This window comes from Parageobacillus thermoglucosidasius, from assembly GCF_001295365.1.
GTDB lineage: Bacteria > Bacillota > Bacilli > Bacillales > Anoxybacillaceae > Parageobacillus > Parageobacillus thermoglucosidasius.
On the sequence record NZ_CP012712.1, the window covers coordinates 1,161,593 to 1,186,474 of the forward strand.

A 24,882-nucleotide genomic window follows, 5' to 3' on the forward strand; every position below is an offset into this window, starting at 1 on the left:
AGGTTCATCACCAAATTTTGTGATTTAGTGACAAAAAAGAGAAAGCACTGACGAGATCCTGGCAATAATGTTAGCGGTGAAATAAACATTAAGGAGGTCTCGTAAGTGCTTTCTATACCACTAGGATTGCCAGAATTTAAAGTTATTAAACAAGAACTTCTTTCCTATGGTTATGCGATTCATGTAGAGAAAACAGAGACACAGGAACGTTGCCCTCATTGTGGGTTTGCCACTTCCTCTGTCCACGACAGACGGACAAGAAAAGTACGGGATTTGGCGATTTTCCATCAACCGGTGTACTTGTTCGTAAAGGTAAAGCGCTATCGGTGCTGGAATTGTTCCCAAGTGTTTTCCGCCTCTTTGGAATCGATTCCACCCAATCAACACTACACCAATCGATTTTGTGAGTACTTGTATGAACTTTGTGAAGGCTCCACCATTCAAGAGGTTAGCCGAAAGCACCGCATCCCATATACGACATTGGAACGCATCTATTACTCCATCGCATCGAAAAAAGCAAAAGAGCGCCAAACAGCAACGGAGGTCTCTTCTCCAGAAGGGATGGTGCTTAGCTTAGATGAAATCGCGGTAAAAAAGGGACATCAGTATGAAACCGTATTGATGGATGCCAAAGCCGGATCGGTCATGGGAATGCATGCCGATCGCCAATGTGACTCCGCCATCAACTTGTTGAGCCAAAATGTCCTGTCGAAAGAAATGGTCCAAACGGTGATTCTTGACATGTGGGAACCTTATCATAAGGCGGTTCGCGCCCTGTTTCCATCTGCTTCGATTGTCATCGATAAGTACCATGTGGTTCAAAAAGTGACACAAGCCTTGGATCAAGCAAGAAAGGAATTTTCTCCATTGAAAAAGGCTCGATATCTTCTCTTAAAAGGCTGTGAAAAGCTTCGTAAGGACCAACGGCTTCGATTAGACGATATCTTGGAGGAGTATCCGGTACTTTCCATTGCTTATTATCTGAAAGAGTTGTTTCGGGATTTTTACCGAACCGATGGATATAACGAAGCAAAGGAACGCTTGGAAGAATGGATTAAGTTAGCCAAACAGAGCCCTTTTGCTTCTTTTCAGGAAGCAGCCAACACGCTTGAAAGGTGGAAGGAGCCTATTCTTTCCTACTTTTTGTGCCCATATACGAATGCCCGAATCGAGGGGACGAATCACAAGATCAAAAACATCAAACGCCGGGCATATGGCTATCGAAATCTAGAACGGTTTCGTTTACGTGTATTTCTGGAGTGTACAGGGAACACTACAGGTAGTCAGGCTGCCTAAGCACTCCCTTCTTCCGCTATCGGTATGATAGTTGGTAGAATGGAACCCGTCAAGGAAAGCACTTGACTGTTTCCATTCTACCAACTTCGTGGTCTGTATGCGGAAGAAGGATCCTGACTGATGAACCTATTTCATCCAGCTAACATGTCTCTAGGATTGAGTAGAAATCACAGAAAATGGTGAAGACCCTTTTTTAAAACAAAGGATTGTTTAAAATATGCAATGATTGATCTACTAAAAAGCGAATAAAAACTCCAAAAAGAAAGATAGTGTGTATTTAAAAAACATGAAAAAAGTATACAAAATTTTTATTTTAGGTATGCTGAAATGAGGTTAAAGCGATCGTACTAATTTATAGTTTAGGATATAACATTTTATTCGTAATATCATTTTGTTAAGTAAACAGCAAGGATTACTTCTCTGGATCATTTACAGTTATTAAAACGGAGTGAGGAGTTAAAAATGTGCAGTTTAGCAATTAAACAATATACAATGCATTTCCATATAATCACAACTGGATATGGGGTGGCAGTCATGGCATAGAATCATGACCGCAGTGGCTCCATGTCAAGTAACGTGATGTATAAGTTAATATGCAGCTAAACGGATACTCTTATTTACCGATTGGTACATTTTTTAAGTGCCAAAAACAGAGTCGAAAGAAATGTATCTAAAGTTTACCTGGTTATATCGAACTCATCTACTTGTTAATCAATGTAATTAATAAGATATAATAGAGAATAAGGTAGGGGGGATTATTAGGTGAGTGTTAGAGATAAAATCTTTAATCAGAAGTTTCTAAATGATCAACTGAAGCATTTTTCATTAACGGATATTCCAGACTTCGAAAAGAAGTGGAAAATTATAAAGAACTGGAATTATAGCTTGGAAGAAAGCAATTTATCTAAAACAAAAGAAGAGAGTTTGCAAGGGGAATTTTTAAACGCTATCTTTACAAAGGTATTAGATTACCCAAATCGAATTGGAAGAAAATTGTGGAATATACAGCAAGAACAAAAAACAGAAATTGATTCAACAAAAGCGGATGGTTCTCTAGGTTTCTTTACAGATACAATCAATGATGTGAGAGCGGTAATCGAGTTAAAAGATGCTCAAACAGATTTAGATCGGAAACAAAAACGGGCAAATAATCTAACCCCTGTCGAACAAGCATTTAGCTATCAGTACAAGATGAAAAAATGTCAGTGGGTGATTGTATCAAATTTTAAGGAAATTCGATTATACCATTCCAGTACAATGACGGAATATGAACGTTTTTTAATGAAAGAACTAGCGGAGGACGCAGAGCAATTTAAAAAATTTTATTTTTTATTGAATAGGAACCATTTAATCGAACGTGACGGAAAATCAAAAATTGATTTACTGTATGAAAATAATGAAAAGGAACAAGAAAAAATTACAAACACCTTTTATCAAAAATATAAAAATATCCGTAGAGAACTATATACACATATAAAAAATAACAATCCTGAAGTAGATGAATTAACTGTTTTTGAAAAGACACAAAAACTTTTAGACCGTTTTATTTTTGTTTGTTTTTGCGAAGATACTAATCTGTTGCCAGAAAAAACATTTAGAAAAGTAATCGAAGCAGCCAAATCAACGTTTACTTTAAGTGAAACACGGATTTGGGATCAGCTAAAAGGTCTTTTTCATTCCATCGATCAAGGGAATCCTCATTTAAATATTAATAAATTCAACGGTGGGTTATTTAAAAAAGATCCTGTTTTAGATGGATTGATCATTAAAGATGAAATTTTTACATATTTCGAAGAGTTAGCGGAATATGATTTCAATTCAGATTTAGATGTGAATATTTTGGGGCATATATTTGAGCAGTCCATTTCAGATATAGAAGAATTTAAATTAGAAATTCAAGGAGAAGAATTTGATCCAATTCAAGGAAAAAGAAAAAAAGAAGGGATTTTTTATACATCACCTGGTGTAACAAAGTATCTTTTAGAGGAAACGTTAGTAAAGTGGATTGAAGATAGAGAAAAAGAGCTGGGAAAAGACAATCTTCCTGAATTAAAAGAAAAAGATTTTGAAGAATTTGCGAAAAAACAAAAAAATAAGCGAATAAAGAAGAAATTGGCGGTAGAAGAGCATATTGAATATTTAATTAAATTGCAGCAAAGTGTCCGTTCGGTTTCTATTTTAGATCCTGCCTGTGGGTCAGGTGCATTTTTAAATATGGCTTTCGATATTTTGATCAGAGAAGGGGAACGAATAAATAGAGAGTTAGAAGAAAAACAAGGCGGTCAAGCCGAACTATTTGATATTAATAAACACATTTTGAAAAACAATTTATTCGGCGTGGATCTAAACGAAGAAAGTGTGGAAATCACAAAATTATCTTTATGGTTAAAAACGGCAAACAAACACGATGAATTAACGTCATTAGACGAAAATATCAAGTGTGGTAATTCCATTATCGAAGATAAAAATATTACGCCGAAAGCCTTTGATTGGAAAACCGAATTTAAAGACAAAATGGATAATGGAGGATTTGATATCATTATTGGGAACCCTCCTTATGTATTTGCAAGAAACAAAAGATTCACAGAAGAAGAAAAACAGTATTATTATACTCATTACAAATTAACGGAATATCAATTGAACACTTATTTATTGTTTATTGAACGTGCCTATCATTTGCTAAAAAATGGAGGATGGTTTGGTTTTATCGTTCCTAATACTTGTTTAACGATAGATTCATTTAAAAAAATGAGAAGGTTTTTATTAGAGAATACAGGTAATCTAAAAATCATTAATATCTATGACAAAATGTTCGAACAAGCAAATGTGGATACTTGTTTTATTATTTTCCAAAAAACGAAACCTACCAAGGTAACACTAGGAGAATATATAAATGAACAGATAAATATTGTTGCAGAGGTAGATCCAAGTGAATTAATTGATGAACAGAGTATTATTAACATTGCATTGATGAAAGATAAAAGATCAAGAGAATTAGTAAATAAAATCGAACAAAATTCTGTCTCACTTAATTCTGTTGCTACAGTTTCTACTGGTTTAAAAGCATATCAGGTAGGAAAAGGAAAACCAAAACAAACCGAAGAAATTAAGGAATCTAGGGCATACCATTCTACCCAGAAGCTCGATGACAGTTATATTCCATATTTAGAGGGGGCAGATGTGAAAAGATATCTTCTAGAATGGAGTGGAGAATATTTAAAATATGGAGATCACCTAGCTGAGCCAAGAAAGTCTGTACCTTTTGATAAACCTAGAATTTTAGTAAGACAAATTCCGACAAAGGGAATGTACGCAATAAATGCTGTTTATACAGAAAAGCATTTATTAAACGACATCAACTCAATGGTTATTTTTGATTTTAAGAAAGATCCACTTTTTATACTGGGGGTTTTAAATTCAAAAATTATCACTTACTGGTTCATTAACAAATTTGATAAGTTTCAACGACAGACTTTTCCTCAATTTAAAGTAAAAGAATTAAAAATATTCCCGATCCCTAAAGTTTCAGAAGAACAAGAAAAAGAAATAGTTAATTATGTGAAAGAAATGTTAGAAATTCAACGGAAGAAAGCAAAATTTTTCAAGAAATTAGAAATTGTTTTATTGGATTCTTTAAAAATCAAAGAATTACCTTCTTCCTTTAAGACGTTTTTCGAATGGTCTGTTGAAAAGTGGCTTGAAAAAATAAATCAGTATAAAACACTAACAATTAATGAGAAAGAAGAGTGGATTGAATTTTACGAAAGTAAAAAGGAATACATTGAGAATTTAAATAATCATGAATTATCGCTGAACCAATTGATTGATCAAAAAGTGGGTTTAGCTTTTGGATTAAATGAACAAGAAATGGAATTAATAGATGAATATTTAAAGGATTTTTTAGGGATTGACTGATATTCTAGTTTTTATATATAAATCAAAGTTCAGACTATCTTTTAAAGATACAAAATAGTCTATAGAGTTTTTCTCTGTTTGTGTACCATCTATTATAAACAGCATTTGTTAAAAAATTCTGCGTTAAGAGGTGATTTTTATTTTTAAACAAAAGAAAGCGGGAATTCCCGCTTTCTTTATCCTCCAAAACTTAATGAAGGCGGTTTTACACGAAACACTTCATTTAAGTAAAGAAGAAAACATGAATGAAAAAGCCACTTTCGGCTCTTTTGTTGTTTCATCGCTTATATTTGCTCATGAAATCAATCAATGCTTGTGCAACGAGGTGCTGTAGTTGGTATTGGGGATAGTTATCTTCGCAGAATTTGCTAAATTCCTCGTAAATTTCGCTGTTCATTTTAATGCTTTTATTTACAAAATTTGCGTTGCTTCGGTATACCCGCTCATCAAGAAGAAGAAAAGCAGACGATTTGCAATTTTGTATCAGCGACTTTAGTGTGTCAAAGTTTTCTTGTATGAACGATAATACTTCTGAATCACCGTATTTGCCTTTTATGTTTTTCTCATCTCGTATAAAGCGGTAGTACTTTCTGTCCGCCTGATGGTAGAAGTAATCGCATTTACGCATTTCTTTTGTAAATGTACTATATGGAATACCGATGAGATCAGCTATTTCTTTTAACTCGTATTTTTGAAGTAATTCATTTACTTTTTTTACTCTTTCTTCAGGTGCCATAGTAAAGAAAGTATCCTTGTCCATTTTCACAACTCCTTTCTAAAAGTATTGTCATTGCATTATACAGAAGAGAAATCTTTTTTATTCAAAATTCGACATATTTTTCATTGATACATAAGAAACTGGGTTAGTACTCATAGTTAGTTTCGGTGGGCTTTGAGAAAGAAGAGAGAGGTAGGATAAAAATAAAAATGGGAAACCTCAAAGGTTTCCCGTTGTGTTATTGTGATACTCTTTTTCAGCAAATTCTATGGCTTTTTTGTTGCAAATTTTGCATTTACATCCATTTTTTAACTGAGTATAATTTGTGGAAGTATACTCACCTAAACAAAATGGACAATTCCAAATTGCAGGATATTTGCTTTTATAAGATATTTTGTCAGCAGGGATAACGTTCTTTTTGGAGTAGAATTTTGCAATAATAGGGTTATTTCCTGCAAGACTTTTGTTAAACGGAACGGTTCTATGCCATCTAACGAGTGGGCTGTTTTTTATATGAATATTTTCCACGTAATATAGACATTTTTTACATCTCCCTTTCGAAGAAATTAAGTTTTTAGCTTCACTTTGATTTTTTGGAAATCTATATCCACAATTAGGACATCTTACATTGAAGGTATGATGTGAACCTTTTGAAACAGTAAAAGGATTTTTGTTGTCAGAGTCTAAGTGTCTGAGAAGACCAGGTGCAAATTCGGCAAAGCTGTTTTCTTTAACTATAAAAGCATTTCCCTCTACCTGAGCTAGGAGATTATCTATCATAATGGATAATTGTTGTTCCGAATACTCCATTATTGGCAATTCATATTTGTTTTTGATAATTTGAAGGGTTTTCTGAATAGCAGGAATCAAAAATCGGTAGCTTGGCTCATGTTTCCCGCAACTGACTTCAAATTGATTATCATGATATTTTAACGGTGGTAAACCTTCTTCTCTTATCCTGATAAAGATTGATACCTCGTTATGATTTTGTAGCATGTCATTTTTTTTCTGATCACTTGTTACTCGATTCGCTGTCCCATGTTGTGCACCGTCATATTCGATTGCCAACCTTAAAGTCATACTATATATGTCAATTTCAACTGAATTTCCATTTGACCATTTTTTATCTTTTAACTTATGTTTTTTAAAACCACCAATAATTTCGTTGAATAGGAGAAGTAGCAAACCTTGTGTTTTTGAGTTTTGATGCGCACTTTTATGTTTGGGACAACCTTGATGTTGTGAAGTTCTCAGTTTCACTTGTTTTGTGTAGTAATCCTGACAAAGTTCACACCAAAAAGGGTAACTCTTTGATGAAAATGGTGGAATTAACTCAGCGTTGTAATCAGGGTGTAATTCTTTTGCTATGTGTGGAAAACGAACTTTTAAATTATTTTCAGGAGTTGCAAGTTCTCCGCTACAGTATGGACAGGGTACATGATCAACTAAGTCTGCACATCGTTGCATTTTTTCTTCATTTATTCCCCAGTTATGTGTGCTACACATAACGTATATTTTACGATTTGATTGATATGATGTGTATTCAGGAAATACATTATTTGCACTATTTTTTTCAAAATTCCAGTACATCTCAACTCGTTTAGGCGCTTTATAAGCGATGCTTTTTTCATACGGTACCTCATTGCAAATATTGCAAACAGGTGAACCATTATATATAGCCTGGTACACTTGTTTGGGAGACTTAATAAATGAGCAACCTCTATTTTCATATTGACAAATCCAATATGCGTCATATGTATCTTTGCATGTTACTTGATCGAATGTTTTGCCAAGCAACCGTTTGTTCTTATCTTTATCCCAAAGAACGCTCATAATGCCTTTAATGTTTAAATTCCTATTCGTAATGTTATTCATAACACTACCTCCATAATATTCCTATGGAAGTAGTTTTACCAATTTTATCTAATATTATACAATTGCTTTTTTAAAGAATGTGTTGCCAAAACCCGTAAAAATAATCTGAGTTAAGAGTTTTGAAATGTGGGACACAACCATTTCTTTTCTAAAGATAAATAGCCCATTTTCAAAAAAGAGGAACTAGAGAAAAAATGCTCTAGTTCCTTTTTATTGACCAAAATCATATAGTAGTTGATTTTTCATTTGCCATTATGCTGAATAAAAACTGATCACACCAATAATCATAAAAAGCAGTAGTATTAAAATGAAAGTAATAAGTAATTTTTTCATTTTACCGCCTTATTAAGGTGATAGGCACCCTTGCCAAGAATCACGCCCCGATTCACCTAAATCATACCCGTGATATAATAACAATTATCTGGCAACGATATAATCTGAACAAAGCATTTTTATTTCTGTAAGAAGTTTCTCGAAAATTTTATTTGTATCCTGTTTACATAATAAATCATATGTCATGGCTGGTACTACCTCTGAACTTAAACGTTTTTTGACACTGCTTACTTTCTTCTTTATTTTTTTATCATCTAATTGTTCCCATGGTTTGCTATTCGGATCTTTTTCGTGTAGAGCTTTTGCAACTATTAATGGTACATCATCAAAGTCATCGAATTCTACGTCTATATTCATAATTTGTTTAATCAAAGATGGAGCTATATAGTTTTCAATTTCTCTTTTATCAGTCATAAATGCCTTAGAACCATCATTTCTAGCGTTAATTTTATCAACTATTTCTTGGTACTTTGGTTTATCCTTATTATCAAGATCGTAAAAATGAATTTCAGGTATTCCAAGTTTTCGTAAATATTTATGTTCCACCCAATCCTTTAATGTATTACCTCCTAATGGGATTATAACTATTCTTTTGTCATTAAGAATATCTGGATATGTAGAATCTTTTTCATGATATAGTTTACTTACATGATTAATAAAGGAAACATCAGTTGGACCTTCAACACATATCAAAACTTTGACTTCTCGATTCACATCTGGAAAAATTCCAAGGGTCTCAGCGATTTCATCAAAATTAATTGTATTTTTGCTGTAAATTTGCTTTGTTCCATTCGCATGTTTTTTGATAAATCGTATGCTATCAGTAGGTAATAAACTGGCGATTGCAGGGACATGTGTAGTTATGAGGACTTGAGTATTATCAGTTTCAGCTAATTCCTTCAAAGCTTTTATTAAAAGTATTTGATTATTTGGATGTTGAGAAGTTTCGGGTTCTTCAATAGCATAAATTATTGAAGAAGATTGGTTTTCTCGTTTTTTTCGTTCAGCTTCGGCACGGAAGAAATTTAATAAAATTAATCGTCTTACACCACTTCCACGTTTGTTAATGGGTATATCATCATCTCCATTAATTGTTATATTAAATACCTTGTCCCATTTTGGTTCATTTTTAAAACGAGGAGATAATTGATTAGCAAGTTCTTCATCTATTTCTTTTAGTTTGTCTAAAGTATCGTTTGCAATTTCAAGAACTTTTTTTGTAACAGTATTTTTTATATTTTCTAAATCATCTTGGACAGTTTTTAATGCTTCGATAATTGCAATTTTCATTGGGTCTTGTATTTCCGCATCTTGATCGCTGCTTGACCTGTCAGATTGAAATAAGGCATAAATTGGTAATGCTTTCTCAAGTTGTGTCCAAATTGTTTTGGCATCTCCTGTTTCTAAAGGAATAAGTACTTCTTTTAATTCTAAATCCTCATAATGTTCCCGTATTGCTTTTCTTATACTTACATTTGATCGTAAATCAATGTCTTCTGTGTTAATTCCTAATTGTTTAACTTTGTTTTTTAACTCACTATTTTTTAGATGTATTAAATCCTTCAATTCTGGTTTTGTTGGATGGTATGCTTTCAGCATTACCTTTTCTTTGGGGTTTTTAAGTCCGCAATTATATTCTTTAATAATTTCTAAATATCCGTCTTTATTTACAAGAAATTCAGAGATTAAATCTGTTTTAGAACTACTGTCAAGAACAATTTCTTCAGGAAAATCAGTAAAAACGCATCCGATTTTGACAATTTTACTGTCTGAATAAACACATGCATCAGAAGGGTCAATTTTGACTAGATTATTATTAAAAAAGATTTCTAAAGCTTCTAGAATTGTTGATTTACCAATATCATTTTTGCCGATAAAAGCCGTTAAATTGTCAATCTCCACTTCAGTTCTTTCCTGATAAGATCTAAAATTTTCAAGTATCACTTTTACTAATTTCATACATAATCCCCCCATCTAAACTATTTTAGCAATCTAACACTTAAATTGGCAATATAAGGGCATATTTTAAAAATATAGTATGATATATAATGTATTACAAAAGTCATAATAAATGCATAAACATACAACATATGAACGAATAGTTTTCCTTCTTCCCACCTTTCCTTTATATGGTATAATGTCTCCAGAAAGAGGGGAGAGATATGGAAGAATGAATTTATATACTTTGCTGATGAAAATGTTACTTTATAATAGGGGGAAAACATCTTGAAGAAAATGTTTGCAGGATTTTTGGAATACACAGAAGAAGAATTCAAGGAATTATGGGAACAGGCAATCTTTGTAGTAGATACAAATGTATTGATAAATTTTTATAAATACACCAACAAGGAAACAACTCAAAATCTCTTTGATATCCTTAAGGAATTAAAAAAGGCTAATAGGTTATGGATACCTCATCAAGTAGCTCTTGAGTATTTTTTTAATTATGAAAACAATATGTATAAACAAAATGAGGGTTATCATTTATTAGGCAAGAAGCTAAAGAATTTAAAGGAAGATGCAAAAAAATCTTTAACCAAGTTCAAAGTGAACATCCATATATTAATACTGATAATTTTCAGTTTTTTATTGAAAACTTGGAACAGTCATGTGAAAAATTACAAAAACAATTGGATAAAGAAATTGAGAGCTTGCCAGATGCTGAAGCAATAAAAAATGATTTATTGGAATTAATGAGTGGTATTATAGGAGAGCCATACGATCAAAAAAGAATAAATGAAATAGAAAAAGAGGGGAAAGAAAGGTATCATCACAATGTACCTCCTGGGTTTAAAGACAAAGATGATAGAAATAAACAAGGTTTTAGAACCTATGGTGGTATTAAGATACCAGCAGTTATACGGAGATTTAATTGTATGGAATCAAATGATAGATAAAGCAAGAGAAAAAAATATGGAAAGACCAATTATTTTCATCACAGAAGAAAAGAAAGAAGATTGGTGGGAGAAAGATGGTTCTAAGATTAAAAGACCACACCCTCATTTAATTCAAGAGTTTTTGGAAAAGACAGGGCAAAAGTTTTATATGTATCGCACAGATAGTTTTGTTCAGTATGCTAAGAAATATTTAGGGGCAAATGTGACTGATGAGCAAATACAAAATGTTACAGAACAAGTAGAAAATATCAGGAAAGTTGATGAGCTAAAGGAAAAGAAACAAAGAACTAAAATTGATATTGATAAAGTGTTGAAATGGTTAACTGATGATGAAAAAGCAAGATTTAATAAGATGTTGAGTGATTCCTATGATTTCGAGTTAAATCCAGATGTTGCAACATTTAAATATAATAGGGCAATTGAATGGGCATTGAGAGTTTCTGTAACTAAAATGGAAGGCAAACTTCTTGAGTTAATTTCTATTATGGCATCTTTTCATTCTGGTTATGCTCATGAAGCCCAACAAATTTATGACAATCTACCTGAAGATTTAAATAAGAGAGCGACAATACTCTTAGAGGCAATAAAACGTTTAGAAGATAGAATTGCATTCTATGAGGTTCAGGGATATTAAAATTGAAAGAATTAAATTTATCTAAAGCCTAAAGATACAAACAACTCCGAGACAATGGGCTATATAAGATAATGAGTCTGAAGATGTTGAGGGAATATTTAACATAACAAAAATGGTTCTATGGGGGCTAGACTAAATGTTAAGCCTCTTTTTTTCTTTATCTGTCTCCCTATACTAGATTTTTTCAAGTATAGGCGAATATTCAACGTTAATGGAAGAAGTGGGTTTTAAAGTTATTTTTGCTCAACATTTTGATAGACCTACTCTGTTAGATAGAGATAACGGAATAAGAAATTGGATTGAAATGTTCGGTAGTAGTATGTTCGGAGGGTTAACCGAGGAAACAAAGGTTTCATAATAACTAAAGTGGAAAACAACCTGAAAGAAATCTTATTTCATAACGGTGGATGGTTCGCAGATTATAAGCGAATTCGTGTAATTGGAATCAAAGAATAATTAACAGGGGTCGGATACGAGTATAAATTTATATAAAACATGCATCATTTGGTTAACCATAGATATATCATTAGCAAACAAAAACGCTTAGGTCTGAAAATTACCTAAGCATTTTTATATATTTTAATAATTCCCGATTAAATCAACGAATTCTGAGAATCGATGGTTGAACACTTTTTTATTTTTCACGAAAGACAAGGGATTTCAATGTTGACGTTTTTGTTCTACATAAGCTTTTACTTCATCTGGAAGATTGGCATTCAGATGGAGTTCTTTTGCAATCACATGTAGCATCTTTGCCACATCTTCTACCCGATGACGGTCAGAGTCGGGAAGTAAACGAGATACGGTTTGTTTGGCAACCTCCGATTCCAAAAACGGAACAACATCTCGGACTTTACGTGCCACTTCTAACGAAAGCTCTGCCGTTTTTTGACGATAACTCGTTCCACCGTTTAGATGAAATTTCCATTCTTTTTGCAATTCATGAAGGAACTCTGTGAAAGATACGGCATGTTCTTTTCCCATTACTTCATCCATCCTGAATACCTTCTTTCCATTCAGGTTGTTCATCTATATCCTTATATACCCTTTTCTTTAGGTTACCCTGAAAATAAGCAGTATACAAGATATGAACCTAATAGTACGGGCAATACAGCTTATTTTAATGCATCGTTGTGCCAAAAAATCGGCATGAGTGTCTCTGTTAAATGTTGATGTTCAATCTTCATTCCTTTTTTATAGAAAAATATTCAACAAGCCGTTTATGAAGTGTAAAAAAGCAGGAGCTCGAAATTCTGATGATGTACTTTTGGTTCCATGAAATCGAAGCTGATGATGAGAACTATTGGGAGAAGTATCTAAGTAAGATTATTATCTCTTTAGAATAAACATCCATGAGTAATTTTACTCCCCACCCAATCATGGAAATAACAACTTGGATTCACCTTTATTTTCATAGAAAAGTTGTGTAGAATTTTCTATGCTCTTTAATCTAAAAAGGATTACATTCCATATCGGCGGGTTTTGTATGGGGAAAACGTTTTCCCTCATGTAGTAAATGCATGGATTTAGCCATATGGAACGAGGGGCTATTATGTACATTGCTTCATGTAAAGTGCCCATTTCTAACTGGTAAAAAACTGTTCCCCTTAATCAATCAAGTTTTGTTTAGCGATCATAAGAGGTGGTTTCAACAAAAAAACATTGTTTCTAATTGTTATTTGTTCTGATTTTTCCTTACTATCCATGCATTTTACAAGGACTGTTTCAAATTCTTCGTGCTAACATGACATTTTAAAAGAAGTTGGAAAAATTAATTAGTAAAGATGTCTTTTGAGTGATTAAGAAAAAAGCTGATCCAACAGCAATGGATCAGCCCTGTTTGGTATGAGTATACATGTTGTTCATATCGATAACGACACTATATGTTTTATTTTTGTCGGAGATAGGAGTATCTCCTTCTTTATTTTTGTAATCGAATAGTTATGTGGTCTGTATTTTTTGATTCTTAAATAACTAAACTATGGTGAACCGTATCATTGCTCTACATAAACAGGTGAATTCCACTGCCCTTGTCGTTAATAATTTATCTACAGCCTGTATTCAACGCATGTGGAGTGTGTCGCGAAATTAACCTTGAAGTTGTAGAAACTAAATAAAAAAACTCCTGCCAAAGTCGAAATAAAATTTTGATAAATGGTTGGAAAAAGGCTTGAGGGAAAAGAGAAACCCCATATCCCTCCAGCCTTTGTTTTTGACATTTTCCCGAGAAGTCTCCCTTCCTCTAAACGGAGTAAAGGGGGAGATGAATCGGGAAATTTTTGATTCACAAAAACGAACATATGTTTTATAACTAACCCATCCAATGAGGAAGGAAAGAAGGTAGTTTTCACGCTTCATGGCTAAAAAGTGTTCTTCCGGGCATTCAAAGCGGATTTGGAGCGATTGTACGACTGCAATCTGGAGTCCGCCCACATTTGGAATGAATGTCTTCGATTGGCGAAAGGCCATTTTCTCCAATACAGCCGCTCGATCATCTAAATGGAATGAAGGTGCGAGAGGTTCATACGGTTTTACGAAGCCTCAATGAAATAGGCACTTCAATCAGTAACAACTACCTAACAGAGCACATAGCTTGTTGATGAGAGTACTCGAAGTAGTCGGTGGATTTATCTGAATTACAGATATCTTTCTGATTCCTTTCGTTCTACTCTCATCCCTGTCTCTGGTTGGTCGCCAGAAACCAAAAGATTTATAACGATAAGGATGGTGTAAAATGTATAATTTTCAAAATGAACTTCAAATGTTAGGTTTGGATGATTTCGCGGCGGGTGAGGTGATGGTTTGGGATCCTCAAACCCAGACCTATTTGATTGATGATGCTCGTCAATTCGGTGGACGTTGTGGAGGTTTTGGACGTTGTTTTGGACAATGTTTTGGACAATGTTTTGGACAGTGTTTTGGACAATGTTTTGGACAATGTTTTGGGCAATGTTTTGGGCAATGTTTTGGGCAGTGTTTTGGACGTTGTGGTGGACGTTGTGGTGGACGTTGTGGTGGAAGTTGATTTATCTGCTTCAATTGCTGGGGGAGTGGTTTTGGAAGAAATATCTAGTTCCCTAGCTCAAAAAGGTGATTACCTAAGAAGAAAGGACTGCCCCTGCATAATTCTCTGCAGGGGTCCCTCTTTAGAAATGAACATAAAGGACAAATAGAAGTACATAAAATGATACTACGCATTTAGGAACAACCACGGATAAGGAGGAGTAGAATGGCAAAATTGAACGATTCCTCGCGTCTGAAGGTGAAAAGAGACACGTTTTTTCTCCCGGATCCAAACGGTGGTGTGTATTTTAGGAATAACTCCAGCTCATTTCGTATGAAAGGCAATACAATCTATCAGTGGATTGAAAAACTGATGCCCATGTTCAACGGAGAGCACACATTGGGAGAATTGACAGAGGGATTATCGGCCCCATATCGGAACAGGGTATATGAAATTGCAGAAATTCTGTACCGGAACGGCTTTGTTCGGGATGTGAGCCAAGACCGTCCGCATCAATTGGACAGCAAGATTCTCAAAAAGTATGCTTCACAAATTGAATTTATAGAAAGTTTCGTTGATTCCGGTGCGTTCCGTTTTCAAGTATATCGTCAATCTAAAGTATTGGCAATCGGCTCTGGCCCATTTTTAGTCTCATTAGTTTCTGCGTTGATCGAATCTGGATTGCCTAAGTTCCATGTTCTGATTACAGATTCGATGCCTACTAATCGGATGCGGTTGAAGGAACTGGCGGAGAATGCCCGCAAAACGGACTCCGAAGTAGCAATAGAGGAGATAACTCTACAGAAGGGAGCGGGTGGGAGTTCTTGGCGAGAAGTGGTGCAACCATTTGAGTGGATTTTATATGTCTCGCAGGAAGGCAATGTAGGGGAACTGCGGGCTCTTCATGCCGTTTGCAGGGAGGAGAAGAAGGGGTTTCTCCCCGCCATATCTTTGCAGCAAGTGGGTTTAGCGGGTCCATTAGTGCATCTGGATTCTGAGGGATGCTGGGAATCCGCATGGCGTCGCATACACCGATCCGCGCTTCGCGAAGACCGACCGTCGCAAACTTTTTCTTCAACAGCAGGAGCAATGTTGGCGAATGTAATTGTATTTGAATTATTTAAAAAAGTTACAGGAGTGACTAAATCGGAACAGAGAAATCAGTTTTTCCTTCTCGACCTGGAAACATTGGAAGGTGACTGGCATTCGTTCATACAACATCCACTGGTGACGAATGAATGTGTGGCGGCTGAATTGATTCAAGATCTTGATTTGAGGCTTAAACAGAATTCGAGCCGCAATGATCCGAGTAGATTGTTTCATTATTTCAATCAATTGACATCCGCAGAATCAGGAATTTTCCATATATGGGAGGAAGGCGGCTTGAAGCAGCTTCCGTTGGCCCAGTGCTGCGTTCAAGCTGTTAACCCACTATCGGAAGGCCCGGCTGATCTGCTTCCAGAAGTTATCTGTGCAGGTCTAACACATGAGGAGGCACGGCGGGAAGCGGGGTTGGCTGGGATTGAATCGTATGTATCGCCAATGATAGATTTACTTGTTACGTCATCTTTAAACCGCAAAAAAGAGGTTGGTGTCATCACACCACAGGAATTTATTGGTGTCGGGGCAGGGGAAACGATTGTGGAAGGCATTTGCCGAGGATTGCAAAAGTGCTTGGACGAGGAGCTGAGCAAACGGCAAGTTAATCGCAGGGAACCTATTTTTCGGGTACGGTTGGGTACGGTGGAGGATGAACACTGCAGATTTTATTTGCAGGCACTGACGACGATGCATGGACCGCCGACGATCGGTTTGGGAGAGAAGGTATTAGGCTTTCCTGCGGTATGGGTCGGCACAGGCGGCCGCTGGTATGGCAGTGCCGGCTTGAATATAACAATGGCGTTGCGGAAAGCGCTAGAGCAGGCGCTTATGGATGCACAAAATCAAGCTCAAGCGTCTTCACTCCGAATACAAGTGCAGGATGATTCCTCCATTCTTCTAAACGAAGAGGAGCCATTAAGAATTGAGATCCCTGCTTGTGAAGAAACGGCACAATTGGAGCTCTTGCAGTCCGCCATGCAGGTCTTGAAACAGAACAGGATGCGGCTTTTCGTCTTTGATTTAGCGATAGAACCTTTTTTGAAAGAGGAACTGGCAGGGGTGTTTGGCGTGCTGTTAAGAAAGGAGAATTTCTGATGGGTGCTTGCGTATTGATGGTTGGAGAAGGGGTATTGGCAGATTTTGTGTATGAAAAATTGTCCGTTCAATATCAGGTGGTTCGGCAAATTGATTTCGAGAAAGGAGTTCCGGAAGAAACGGGTTTGGCTCTAGTGTTGCACGATGCTTGGCATCCCTCCGCTCATCACAAGGCGGAAGAGGTGCTACGACCGTTAGGCATTCCATGGCTTCGGGGCTTCGTTTCATTTGGTGAGGGCGTGATCGGTCCGCTAGTTCACCCTAATACACCGGGATGTTCTCAGTGTGCTGATATGCGACGCCTTATAGCGGGGTACGACCGTAAGGAAATGTGGGAGCTGCAACAGATGATGGCGGTGCAAGGAGGAATACAACGTGATGCATGGGCATCACGAGCCGGACTTTTGCAGATGGCCTACCTGATCGCCGCGGAAACGAAGAGGGTGTTAGAAGGCAGTCGTGCCCACTTAGAAGAAAAGGTGTTCCTAATCAACCTGAAAACATTAAAGAACTCATGTCACTTCTTTCTGCCCGACCCGTTATGTACGGTATGTGGTCAATTACCCGACGATTCACCGACAGCAGCCCAACTATCGCTGCAACCAAGTCCGAAGATCAGCGCTGACAGTTACCGTTGCCGTCCGATAGAAGAGTTGAAAGAAGTACTGGTCAAAGACTATCTAGATTACCGAACTGGATTATTGAATGGTAAAATGCATCATTTCGTGCTGCCGTTTGCGGATGTCGTTGTAAATATGCCAATGTTTATAGGGGACGAGGGAGTGGCAGGCCGGACTCATTCCTATGAGATTAGCGGGTTAACCGCCATTTTGGAAGGATTGGAGAGATATTGCGGCATCGAATCTCGTGGCAAACGAACGGTGGTTTATGACAGTTACCGAAACCTAGCAGATCAAGCACTCAACCCATTAAAGGTAGGAGTGCATGCAGAGGAACAGTATGCGCGACCCGATTTTCCGTTCAAACCGTTCCATCCTGATCGTCCAATGAATTGGGTATGGGGCTATTCGTTTTTACAAGAGCGTCCGATTTTGGTCCCAGAGTTGCTCGCATATTACAGTTTAGGTGGTGGGGATGGCTTTGTCTACGAAACTTCCAACGGATGTGCATTAGGCGGGAGTTTAGAGGAAGCGATTTTCCATGCCATTTTGGAGGTGGTGGAGCGTGATTCATTCTTAATGACTTGGTATGCGCAGCTGCCTCTTCCGCGTCTTGACCTTCGTTCCGCTAACGACAAAGAATTACAGTTGATGGTTGACCGTGTACGTGCGGTGGCAGGATATGATCTGTATTTTTTCAACTCGACGATGGAACACGGAATTCCAAGCGTCTGGGCAGTGGCGAAAAACAGGAAACAAAAGGGGTTGAACCTCATCTGTGCCGCTGGAGCTCATCCGGACCCCCTACGGGCGGTGAAAAGCGCGATTCACGAGTTAGCAGGCATGATGCTTGTGCTTGACGAGAAATTTGAGGCAAACCGAAAGAAATATGAGAAAATGTTACACGACCCGTTATTAGTACAGCAGATGGAGGATCATGGCATGCTGTACGGTTTGCCGGAAGCAGAGGAACGTCTGCAATTTTTGTTGGATGACAATCGTCCGTTGCGAACGTTTGAAGAAGAATTCAAACAGCAAACGAAGCGTGCGGACTTGACTGATGAGCTCCGGGATATTCTTCAGAAGTTTCGACGATTGAACCTCGAGGTAATTGTGGTGGACCAGACAACACCCGTAATCAAACGAAACGGATTATATTGCGTGAAAGTACTGATTCCAGGAATGTTACCGATGACATTTGGACATCACCTTACCCGCGTGACAGGTCTCGAGAGGGTGTTCCGGGTACCGATGGAACTCGGGTATACGAAACAACCGCTCACGCTTGAACAGCTTAATCCACATCCCCATCCGTTCCCATAGGAGGTGGGAGGATGAAGCTAGATACGTTTTTACACCATCTTCATTTTGACATCGATAAGATTATGCCGCCAAATTGGGAGGTAGATTGGGAAGATGCGCCACTTCCGTATAAGTTGTACCGCAATTTGCCAGTGATTCCGCTTTCTTCAGAAATACCGTTAACGTTCGAGGGAAGGGAAGCGCCTGAAAAGCTCGACCTAGAAGGAATAGGTCATTTTCTTTGGTACGTTTTCGGCCTTACTCAATTTTGTCAGCTTGCCTTTTCCATGGGTCCGACGGAACAAGCGGAAAACCTAATGCATTTGTACCGGCGGTTTGTTCCCTCGGGCGGGGCGTTGTATCCAAACGAATTATACGTGTATTTGAAAATGGAGGATGTTTCAGAAGGAGTGTACCATTACGATGTGGCACACCATCGTTTGGTATTGTTGCGGGAAGGCAATTTCGATTCCTATCTAACTAGGGCTTTGGGCAATCGCTGTGACGTGTCGGCTTGTTTCGGTATGGTTTTTGTATCGACAATGTTTTGGAAAAATTTCTTTAAATACAATAATTTTGCTTACCGCCTGCAAGGGCTGGATGCTGGCGTGCTAATCGGGCAGCTGTTGGAAGTGGCGAAACAGTTCGGCTTCGCATCGACAGTGTATTTTCAATTTCTTGATAGGGCGATCAACCATCTGCTTGGACTATCCGAACAGGAAGAGAGTGTATATGCGGTGATTGCATTATCTGTGGAGTCTTTCATCACTTGGTTTGCTAACGATAATAACTTAGAAGAAAATGTTTCTGCCACTGAATTGTGCAGAGAATTGCCAGCAGTTCAGCATCATTACTATATTCGGTCGCGGAGGATCATTGACTATCCGATGCTGAGAAAAATGAATGAAGCGTCGATGTTGGAATCATCACGATCATTTCGGCAGATTAAGAGAAAGAAGAAAGATACATGTGGGGTCCAAGCGGTAGTTCTGCCTTGTGTGAAGCGGTTATCGTATGATCTGGCGTCAGTCTGCCAGAAGCGATATTCACCAGGTATGGATTTTGTTTTGGGAAAGGTAAGTCAAGAACAATTGGCCACTTTGTTGCAAGAGGCGACGCTTTTTTTCACGTATCGAAATGATTTAGATGGAGAATATGAGAAGCCGCCGTCCCGTGTCTCCCTGTATGGCTGTTTTTATAACGTTGAAGATGTTCCAAATGGTGCTTACTACTATGATAGTGCTGTTCATGCGTTAAGACGGATACGTTCTGGAGATTATCGTCACTACCTGCAATACGGAATGTCAATGGACAATGTTAATCTGTTCCAAGTGCCGCTCTGTCTGCATGTGTTAGGAGACAGGGATCACCTTCAAATGGAATTAGGGTACAGAGGATATCGCATTCAACAAATGGAGGCGGGGATGCTCGTGCAACGACTGCTCTTGGTGGCGTCTGCCATGGGGATGGGTGGGCACCCGCTTCTCGGATTTGATGTGAACTTATGCGATAAACTTTACAAGATCGATTCGCGATGGAAAACAAGCTTAATCCAAATCCCGATCGGACCCTATCGTCCTCGTGCCTGGTTAAAAGGGAGTTTGCGCAGTTAGGAGAGACATGAGTAAAGCTCTAGTTTTGTTGCAAGTAAACATATAATCGTTTTATAGCTATTTCCCATTATTAATAGCAAACAAATATTTATGAGTTTTTGAAGCAGTAAGGGAAACAAAAGAGTAATTAGGTTGTCTTGAAAAATAAATGAATAAAAAAGACAGATCTATATGTATATGATCCATCCGGTAAAGATTTGAAAAGGATTCTAGATTAGTAACGACCGAAAAAACAACTGCACCCAACAATAATTAAAAGGATAAACAGTACAACAATTAAAGCAAAGTTTGACCGCAAGCCACCTGACATTTTGTATACCTCCGTTTTACATGGATAGTACATCCTACGTAAAACATAACGAGTCTGTATAAGGCAAACATTAGTTTTACGAAATTAAATACAGCTAATGAAAAAACGGAGTTAAGTCCATATAATTGTGTAAAAGGGAAATAGAAAAAGAGCCATGTTGCTTCCCCTTTGGTAGAATAAATAGTGGACCAAAAACACCAAACATAAGGAGGAATGCAACCTTGGTAGTAGCCGTTTCTCATATTGGATGTTTCCGCCTGTGCGATTTCGAGGAAATGTTTGATTTCTTCCCGCATAATCAGTTCTAATTTTTCTTTCACAAACTGACGGATGGCACTTTCCAGTTGATTTGCCCAGTCGACATTCGGTATACTTTTAGACATAGGTAGGGTTCTCCTTTCTCTGGAATGTTTTTGGTCCAATCAGAGAATACCCTACCTTTTTTCTTTTGATCTAGCAAAATGTTTTACACAAAATTTTATACATCATCTTCCCCTCTGATTCAGGAATTGATATGTACCACCATTTTATACATTAAATTTATGAACTAATTCTTGTAATTTTTCTGACATTGTTGCGAGCGTTTTTGCTGAAGAGGTAATTTCCTCCATCGAAGCTAGTTGTTCCTCTGTTGAAGAGGCTACTTCTTCGGATGTCGCCGCATTTTCTTTTGCTATTGCTGTAAGTTCATTTGCTGTAGATGATATTTCTTGCACTCCTGCCGAGATTTGTTGAGTGATTGCAGAAATTTCCTCAATCTGTGGTGAAATGTCTTTCATATTTTGGATGATTTGGGCAAATTTTTTGGATGTTTCTTTCGATATCTCAAGACCATTTTCTACGTTTTGTGTAACTTCCGTCATTAATTTAACAGAATTTTCTGTTTTATTTTGGATTTTGAGAATTAATTCGGCTATTTGCTTTGCTGATGCCTGGGATTGTTCAGCCAGCTTTCTGACTTCATCGGCTACGACCGCAAAGCCTTTCCCATGCTCTCCCGCTCTTGCTGCTTCAATTGCTGCATTTAAAGCAAGAAGGTTCGTTTGATCTGCAATTCCGCTAATCACATCAAGAATTTGGCTAATTTCTTTGGAACGTTCGTATAAAGACCGAACCATTTTATCCGTCTCGATTACCGATGTATAGATGGAATTCATTTGGTCGACTGTACGCACAACAGAGTTTTCGCCATCTTCAGCCTGTTGCGTAGTTTGTTTTGTAAGTTCTGTAACTTGATTGGAACTATCAGCAACGCGGATAATCCCTTGGGCAATTTCTTCTAAAGAAGCAGCATTTCGCTCAATTCTGTTCGTTTGTGTTTCCGCCCCGCTTGCCACTTGCTGAATCGCAGAAGCGATTTGTTCCGTTGCAGCTGTTGTCTGATCTGCAATTGCTGTTAATTCCTCTGAAGATGCAGTCACTTGTTCCGCCGCGTTTCTTACTTCACCAACGATATTTCGTAAGTTTAAAATCATTTCATTCATTGATTGAGCTAATTGGCCAATCTCATCTTTTGATTTTATTTCAAGCAGCTTTGCCGACAAATCTCCTTCTGCTACCATTTTCATACGTTCTACTATCTGGGAAAGTGGTTTTACAATCATGTTGGAAAGGATAATCGAAATCGCCAAGCTAAGAATAATAGAAATAATGGTGAGGGATAACATAAAAGCATGTCCTGTTTCTGTTCCATTCGCCGTTAACGAATCAAGTTCTCGGAAACCAAAAATTGCTATGATGGTAAACAATAAAATAATAACAAAAAATCCACTAATAATCTTTAATCGAATGCCTTTCATCATTCATCCTCCATTCTTTATGGTTTCTTACAGCTCTTTAAGTTGTTTTTAATGAATCACATCATTTCTGTATTTAATGGATTCTTATTTCGCCATTCTCCGTAGATGTCGGATGGATAAATTGGTTCTCCACGGATATCGGTGACTTCGTTTGCTGCCCCGATAATAAAATAAGCCTTGCATCTACTTTTTCTGACAATCCAGTTTGACCAGTAGACCAGTATAAGAATTTTCCTTTTCCATCCATTGAAAAGCATTGGCATAAATCGATTACAGCGGAGATGACAATCCCTTGGACATAGAGGAAGCATGGGGAATGACTGTAATACTTTGCGATCATTCAACAGAACGAATTTGATGAATGTCCATTCCACATACTCGTTACATAGATTAATAACAGCGCGTTTTCTGTCTTGCCCCGCCATCCACCTCCTTTTAATATAAAAAACTGCCCTCTAAAATCCTAAAGAGGGCAGTTGAGTAGACAATGCACTACTTAAAAACCTTCTTGAAAAATCGCAATGATTTTTCACGGAAGGGCAACTGGCTGGCATGTCTATTGAGAATAGATTTAGCCCCTTTAGTTTTGCGTCCTACCCTTTCGAGTAGTTTGCTGATTTATATTAATTTTTGTAGAAGTTTGTTGAAACTTGTCTGATTATACTGTTACAAAATAAAATATAACAAAGCTTATAGTGAATTTTATATAGTAAAAAAGGCCTGTTTTTTGGTATATATTGATAAAATAACGAAGTTGAATAGTATTATTGTCCTGTTGGTATTTGGGATAATAGTTGTGTTTTTTGCGTGAACGTGTTGCAAAACGCATAACGAATGCCTCAATGCACATAAAAAAACCACCGCCTTGGAAAACATATAAATGATCAAGGGGTGGACACGGTCATGCAATTTAAACAACGAGCATGCATAGATTGATGAAATGACCTCTATTTTAGAAGCATTATTTCGGTATGACTCGCTATGACAGAGGAGATGGTAAACAGCAGAGCAGTCAGGAATCCTATGGATTTTCTCCATCAACCGCCGCAATAGCGGGGAACGAAAAGCTGCTTTTGGCCGTGTTCTTCCTGTCTTTTTGAAAACGAGGTTTGGCCAATGGCAGCTTGTGCTTCGCCGTGATTTGGAAAAGCGCGTTTTTCAAAATCAATGAAACAAGCTTTTCCTATATCTTTTCTTTTTGTGAACCGATATGAAGATCAAATATGGGAGGTGTTATAAAAAGAGTTAGCCGGTTTTGGCTATCTCCAAAAAGAGAATGGATACCTTGACTACATGGAGCAAATGAACACTTATTTTTTTTGCAATAACATACGCCAGTAATTCTCGATTCGTTTAAATGTGTCATCGGCACGCTGTGCAACAAAATCTCTTGCCAATTGGTAATCTATATCCCTTGGCGAGATGCCCTTCGTAGCAAATGAAAGCAGTTGTTCTTTTGCTTTTGCAAGCACTCTAGACAAATCTTCTTCATTTTGAATGCTCTCAAACATTTCTTGATAATTTTTGATGACTGATTCAATTTCTTCATGTGTATAAACCGTTTTCCCAAGTTTATTCGTCATGGACAGCTCACGGCTTTGTTGGTATGTTAAAGGAGCATTTAGTGGCCTGATTTTGGCCCGTGCTGCGATGAATCTTTCCTCTACCGATTGATGATTCATTGCTATTTTCGTATTGTGGCGGACGTAATCTTGAATCAGTTGATCAAATCCTTTTTTTACATCACCGCTTAAAAACGTATCACTGAAGTGTTGAAGTGCAACTGTTGAAGAAGCCAATTCAAGATGGGCTTCATAAGAATGCTGTTGTTCTTTACTAATTCCAAAAAGGTTAATCCCTGGATATGGTGACAAACTATCTACTCCGTCCGTGATGTGTTGTAAGATGGATTCTACTTTTCTTACTTCTTCATTACTAAGTGAATCAAAGTATTTGGATTCATATAAATATTGGCTGAACACAAGCCATTGATCCCGTGGCCGATAAGAGAAAATATCAGAAGGGTCAGCATTTTCTACGTGAAAAAACTTTTCCATCGGTATAGCCATCATGCCTTGAATTTGTTTGATTTCATCCGAAATCGTAAGTTTATAGGCTTGTCCATTTCGGATGACTTCCACTTGTTGTCCGGCCAATGGATCTTTGATTTCGTATACAGACGGCTTTTTGGCACTATTTCGAGCGACTATTGCTCCGATATATCCAAGATCAATTTTCACGGTTATTCCCTCCTAGTTCTAAATAGTTAGTAATTCATCCGCACAGCTTTTCTGCGCTCCAATAGTCACTAAAGTGAAAATGAGGATAAAAACTAGCAATAATGTCTATCCTTATTTTACAAAAATTTAA

At 37.2% G+C, this 24,882-nt stretch carries 16 protein-coding genes, 3 pseudogenes and 1 riboswitch; of the genes and pseudogenes, 10 read left to right on the forward strand and 9 right to left on the reverse strand.

Features of this window, described 5'->3' with window-relative positions; all coding sequences use genetic code 11:
* Positions 1–105: 105 nt before the first annotated feature.
* Entirely contained in the window at positions 106–1,296 is a 1,191-nt protein-coding gene (locus AOT13_RS05685; RefSeq protein WP_013400842.1) for an ISL3 family transposase, read from the forward strand.
* 762 nt (positions 1,297–2,058) lie between these two features.
* Complete coding sequence (locus AOT13_RS05690) at positions 2,059–5,211, forward strand: Eco57I restriction-modification methylase domain-containing protein (RefSeq protein WP_052518199.1); 3,153 nt, start codon at positions 2,059–2,061, stop codon at positions 5,209–5,211.
* A gap of 277 nt (positions 5,212–5,488) precedes the next feature.
* Here the strand turns inward: AOT13_RS05690 and AOT13_RS05695 are convergent, their stop codons facing one another.
* The 3 genes from AOT13_RS05695 to AOT13_RS05705 form a co-directional block, all read right to left on the reverse strand.
* Positions 5,489–5,971, reverse strand: a complete 483-nt coding sequence (locus AOT13_RS05695) for a hypothetical protein (RefSeq protein WP_042385494.1) — start codon at positions 5,969–5,971, stop codon at positions 5,489–5,491.
* A gap of 177 nt (positions 5,972–6,148) precedes the next feature.
* Positions 6,149–7,804 carry a zinc-ribbon domain-containing protein gene (locus AOT13_RS05700; RefSeq protein WP_042385492.1) on the reverse strand — a complete coding sequence of 552 codons (1,656 nt, stop codon included), beginning with the start codon at positions 7,802–7,804 and terminating at the stop codon, positions 6,149–6,151.
* 417 nt (positions 7,805–8,221) lie between these two features.
* Positions 8,222–10,096 carry an AAA family ATPase gene (locus AOT13_RS05705; protein ID WP_052518196.1) on the reverse strand — a complete coding sequence of 625 codons (1,875 nt, stop codon included), beginning with the start codon at positions 10,094–10,096 and terminating at the stop codon, positions 8,222–8,224.
* A gap of 276 nt (positions 10,097–10,372) precedes the next feature.
* On the opposite strand from AOT13_RS05705, the pseudogene AOT13_RS21165 reads away from it, so the two are divergent.
* Positions 10,373–11,034: pseudogene (locus AOT13_RS21165) on the forward strand (PIN-like domain-containing protein).
* A 16-nt stretch (positions 11,035–11,050) separates the two neighbouring features.
* Positions 11,051–11,668, forward strand: coding sequence for a hypothetical protein (locus AOT13_RS21170; protein ID WP_155267354.1), 618 nt, complete (start codon positions 11,051–11,053; stop codon positions 11,666–11,668).
* 660 nt (positions 11,669–12,328) lie between these two features.
* Here AOT13_RS21170 and AOT13_RS05720 read toward each other — a convergent pair.
* Together AOT13_RS05720 and AOT13_RS20030 are read right to left on the reverse strand one after the other, a co-directional pair.
* Positions 12,329–12,664 (reverse strand): hypothetical protein, encoded by a 336-nt coding sequence (locus tag AOT13_RS05720; protein ID WP_042385481.1) that lies wholly within the window; start codon positions 12,662–12,664, stop codon positions 12,329–12,331.
* A gap of 1,113 nt (positions 12,665–13,777) precedes the next feature.
* Positions 13,778–14,137, reverse strand: coding sequence for a hypothetical protein (locus AOT13_RS20030; RefSeq protein WP_041269408.1), 360 nt, complete (start codon positions 14,135–14,137; stop codon positions 13,778–13,780).
* A gap of 292 nt (positions 14,138–14,429) precedes the next feature.
* On the opposite strand from AOT13_RS20030, the gene AOT13_RS19390 reads away from it, so the two are divergent.
* The 5 genes from AOT13_RS19390 to AOT13_RS05745 are packed head-to-tail and all read left to right on the forward strand — an operon-like array spanning position 14,430 to position 20,403.
* On the forward strand, positions 14,430–14,693 hold the full coding sequence (locus AOT13_RS19390) for a heterocycloanthracin/sonorensin family bacteriocin (protein WP_311773752.1): 264 nt from the start codon (positions 14,430–14,432) through the stop codon (positions 14,691–14,693).
* Positions 14,599–14,841, forward strand: a complete 243-nt coding sequence (locus AOT13_RS20935; protein ID WP_232511595.1) for a hypothetical protein — start codon at positions 14,599–14,601, stop codon at positions 14,839–14,841. Before AOT13_RS19390 ends, AOT13_RS20935 begins: the two co-directional genes overlap by 95 nt.
* 56 nt (positions 14,842–14,897) lie before the next feature.
* Positions 14,898–16,868, forward strand: coding sequence for a putative thiazole-containing bacteriocin maturation protein (locus tag AOT13_RS05735; RefSeq protein WP_042385471.1), 1,971 nt, complete (start codon positions 14,898–14,900; stop codon positions 16,866–16,868).
* Positions 16,868–18,811, forward strand: a complete 1,944-nt coding sequence (locus AOT13_RS05740; RefSeq protein ID WP_042385468.1) for a TOMM precursor leader peptide-binding protein — start codon at positions 16,868–16,870, stop codon at positions 18,809–18,811. The genes AOT13_RS05735 and AOT13_RS05740 overlap by 1 nt, the downstream gene beginning before the upstream one ends.
* An 11-nt stretch (positions 18,812–18,822) precedes the next feature.
* Positions 18,823–20,403: a SagB family peptide dehydrogenase gene (locus AOT13_RS05745; protein ID WP_042385465.1), complete on the forward strand. Its 1,581-nt coding sequence runs from the start codon at positions 18,823–18,825 to the stop codon at positions 20,401–20,403.
* A 214-nt stretch (positions 20,404–20,617) separates the two neighbouring features.
* Here the strand turns inward: AOT13_RS05745 and AOT13_RS19395 are convergent, their stop codons facing one another.
* The 3 genes and pseudogenes from AOT13_RS19395 to AOT13_RS05755 form a co-directional block, all read right to left on the reverse strand.
* Positions 20,618–20,701: a YjcZ family sporulation protein gene (locus tag AOT13_RS19395; RefSeq protein WP_196219158.1), complete on the reverse strand. Its 84-nt coding sequence runs from the start codon at positions 20,699–20,701 to the stop codon at positions 20,618–20,620.
* A 233-nt stretch (positions 20,702–20,934) separates the two neighbouring features.
* Positions 20,935–21,096 (reverse strand): annotated as a pseudogene (locus AOT13_RS19895) (IS256 family transposase); the annotation flags it as partial.
* A 144-nt stretch (positions 21,097–21,240) separates the two neighbouring features.
* The gene (locus AOT13_RS05755; RefSeq protein ID WP_237169055.1) at positions 21,241–22,512 is read right to left on the reverse strand and encodes a methyl-accepting chemotaxis protein; all 1,272 of its coding nucleotides are present in this window, start codon (positions 22,510–22,512) and stop codon (positions 21,241–21,243) included.
* Between the two features lie 535 nt (positions 22,513–23,047).
* A riboswitch (cyclic di-GMP riboswitch) is annotated at positions 23,048–23,137 on the reverse strand.
* 375 nt (positions 23,138–23,512) lie between these two features.
* On the opposite strand from AOT13_RS05755, the pseudogene AOT13_RS21295 reads away from it, so the two are divergent.
* Positions 23,513–23,671, forward strand: a pseudogene (locus tag AOT13_RS21295) (ISNCY family transposase); the annotation flags it as partial.
* 151 nt (positions 23,672–23,822) lie between these two features.
* On the opposite strand, the gene AOT13_RS05765 reads toward AOT13_RS21295, so the two are convergent.
* A complete protein-coding gene (locus tag AOT13_RS05765) occupies positions 23,823–24,752 on the reverse strand; it encodes a hypothetical protein (protein WP_003252863.1) in 930 nt (309 codons plus the stop codon).
* Positions 24,753–24,882 lie beyond the last annotated feature (130 nt).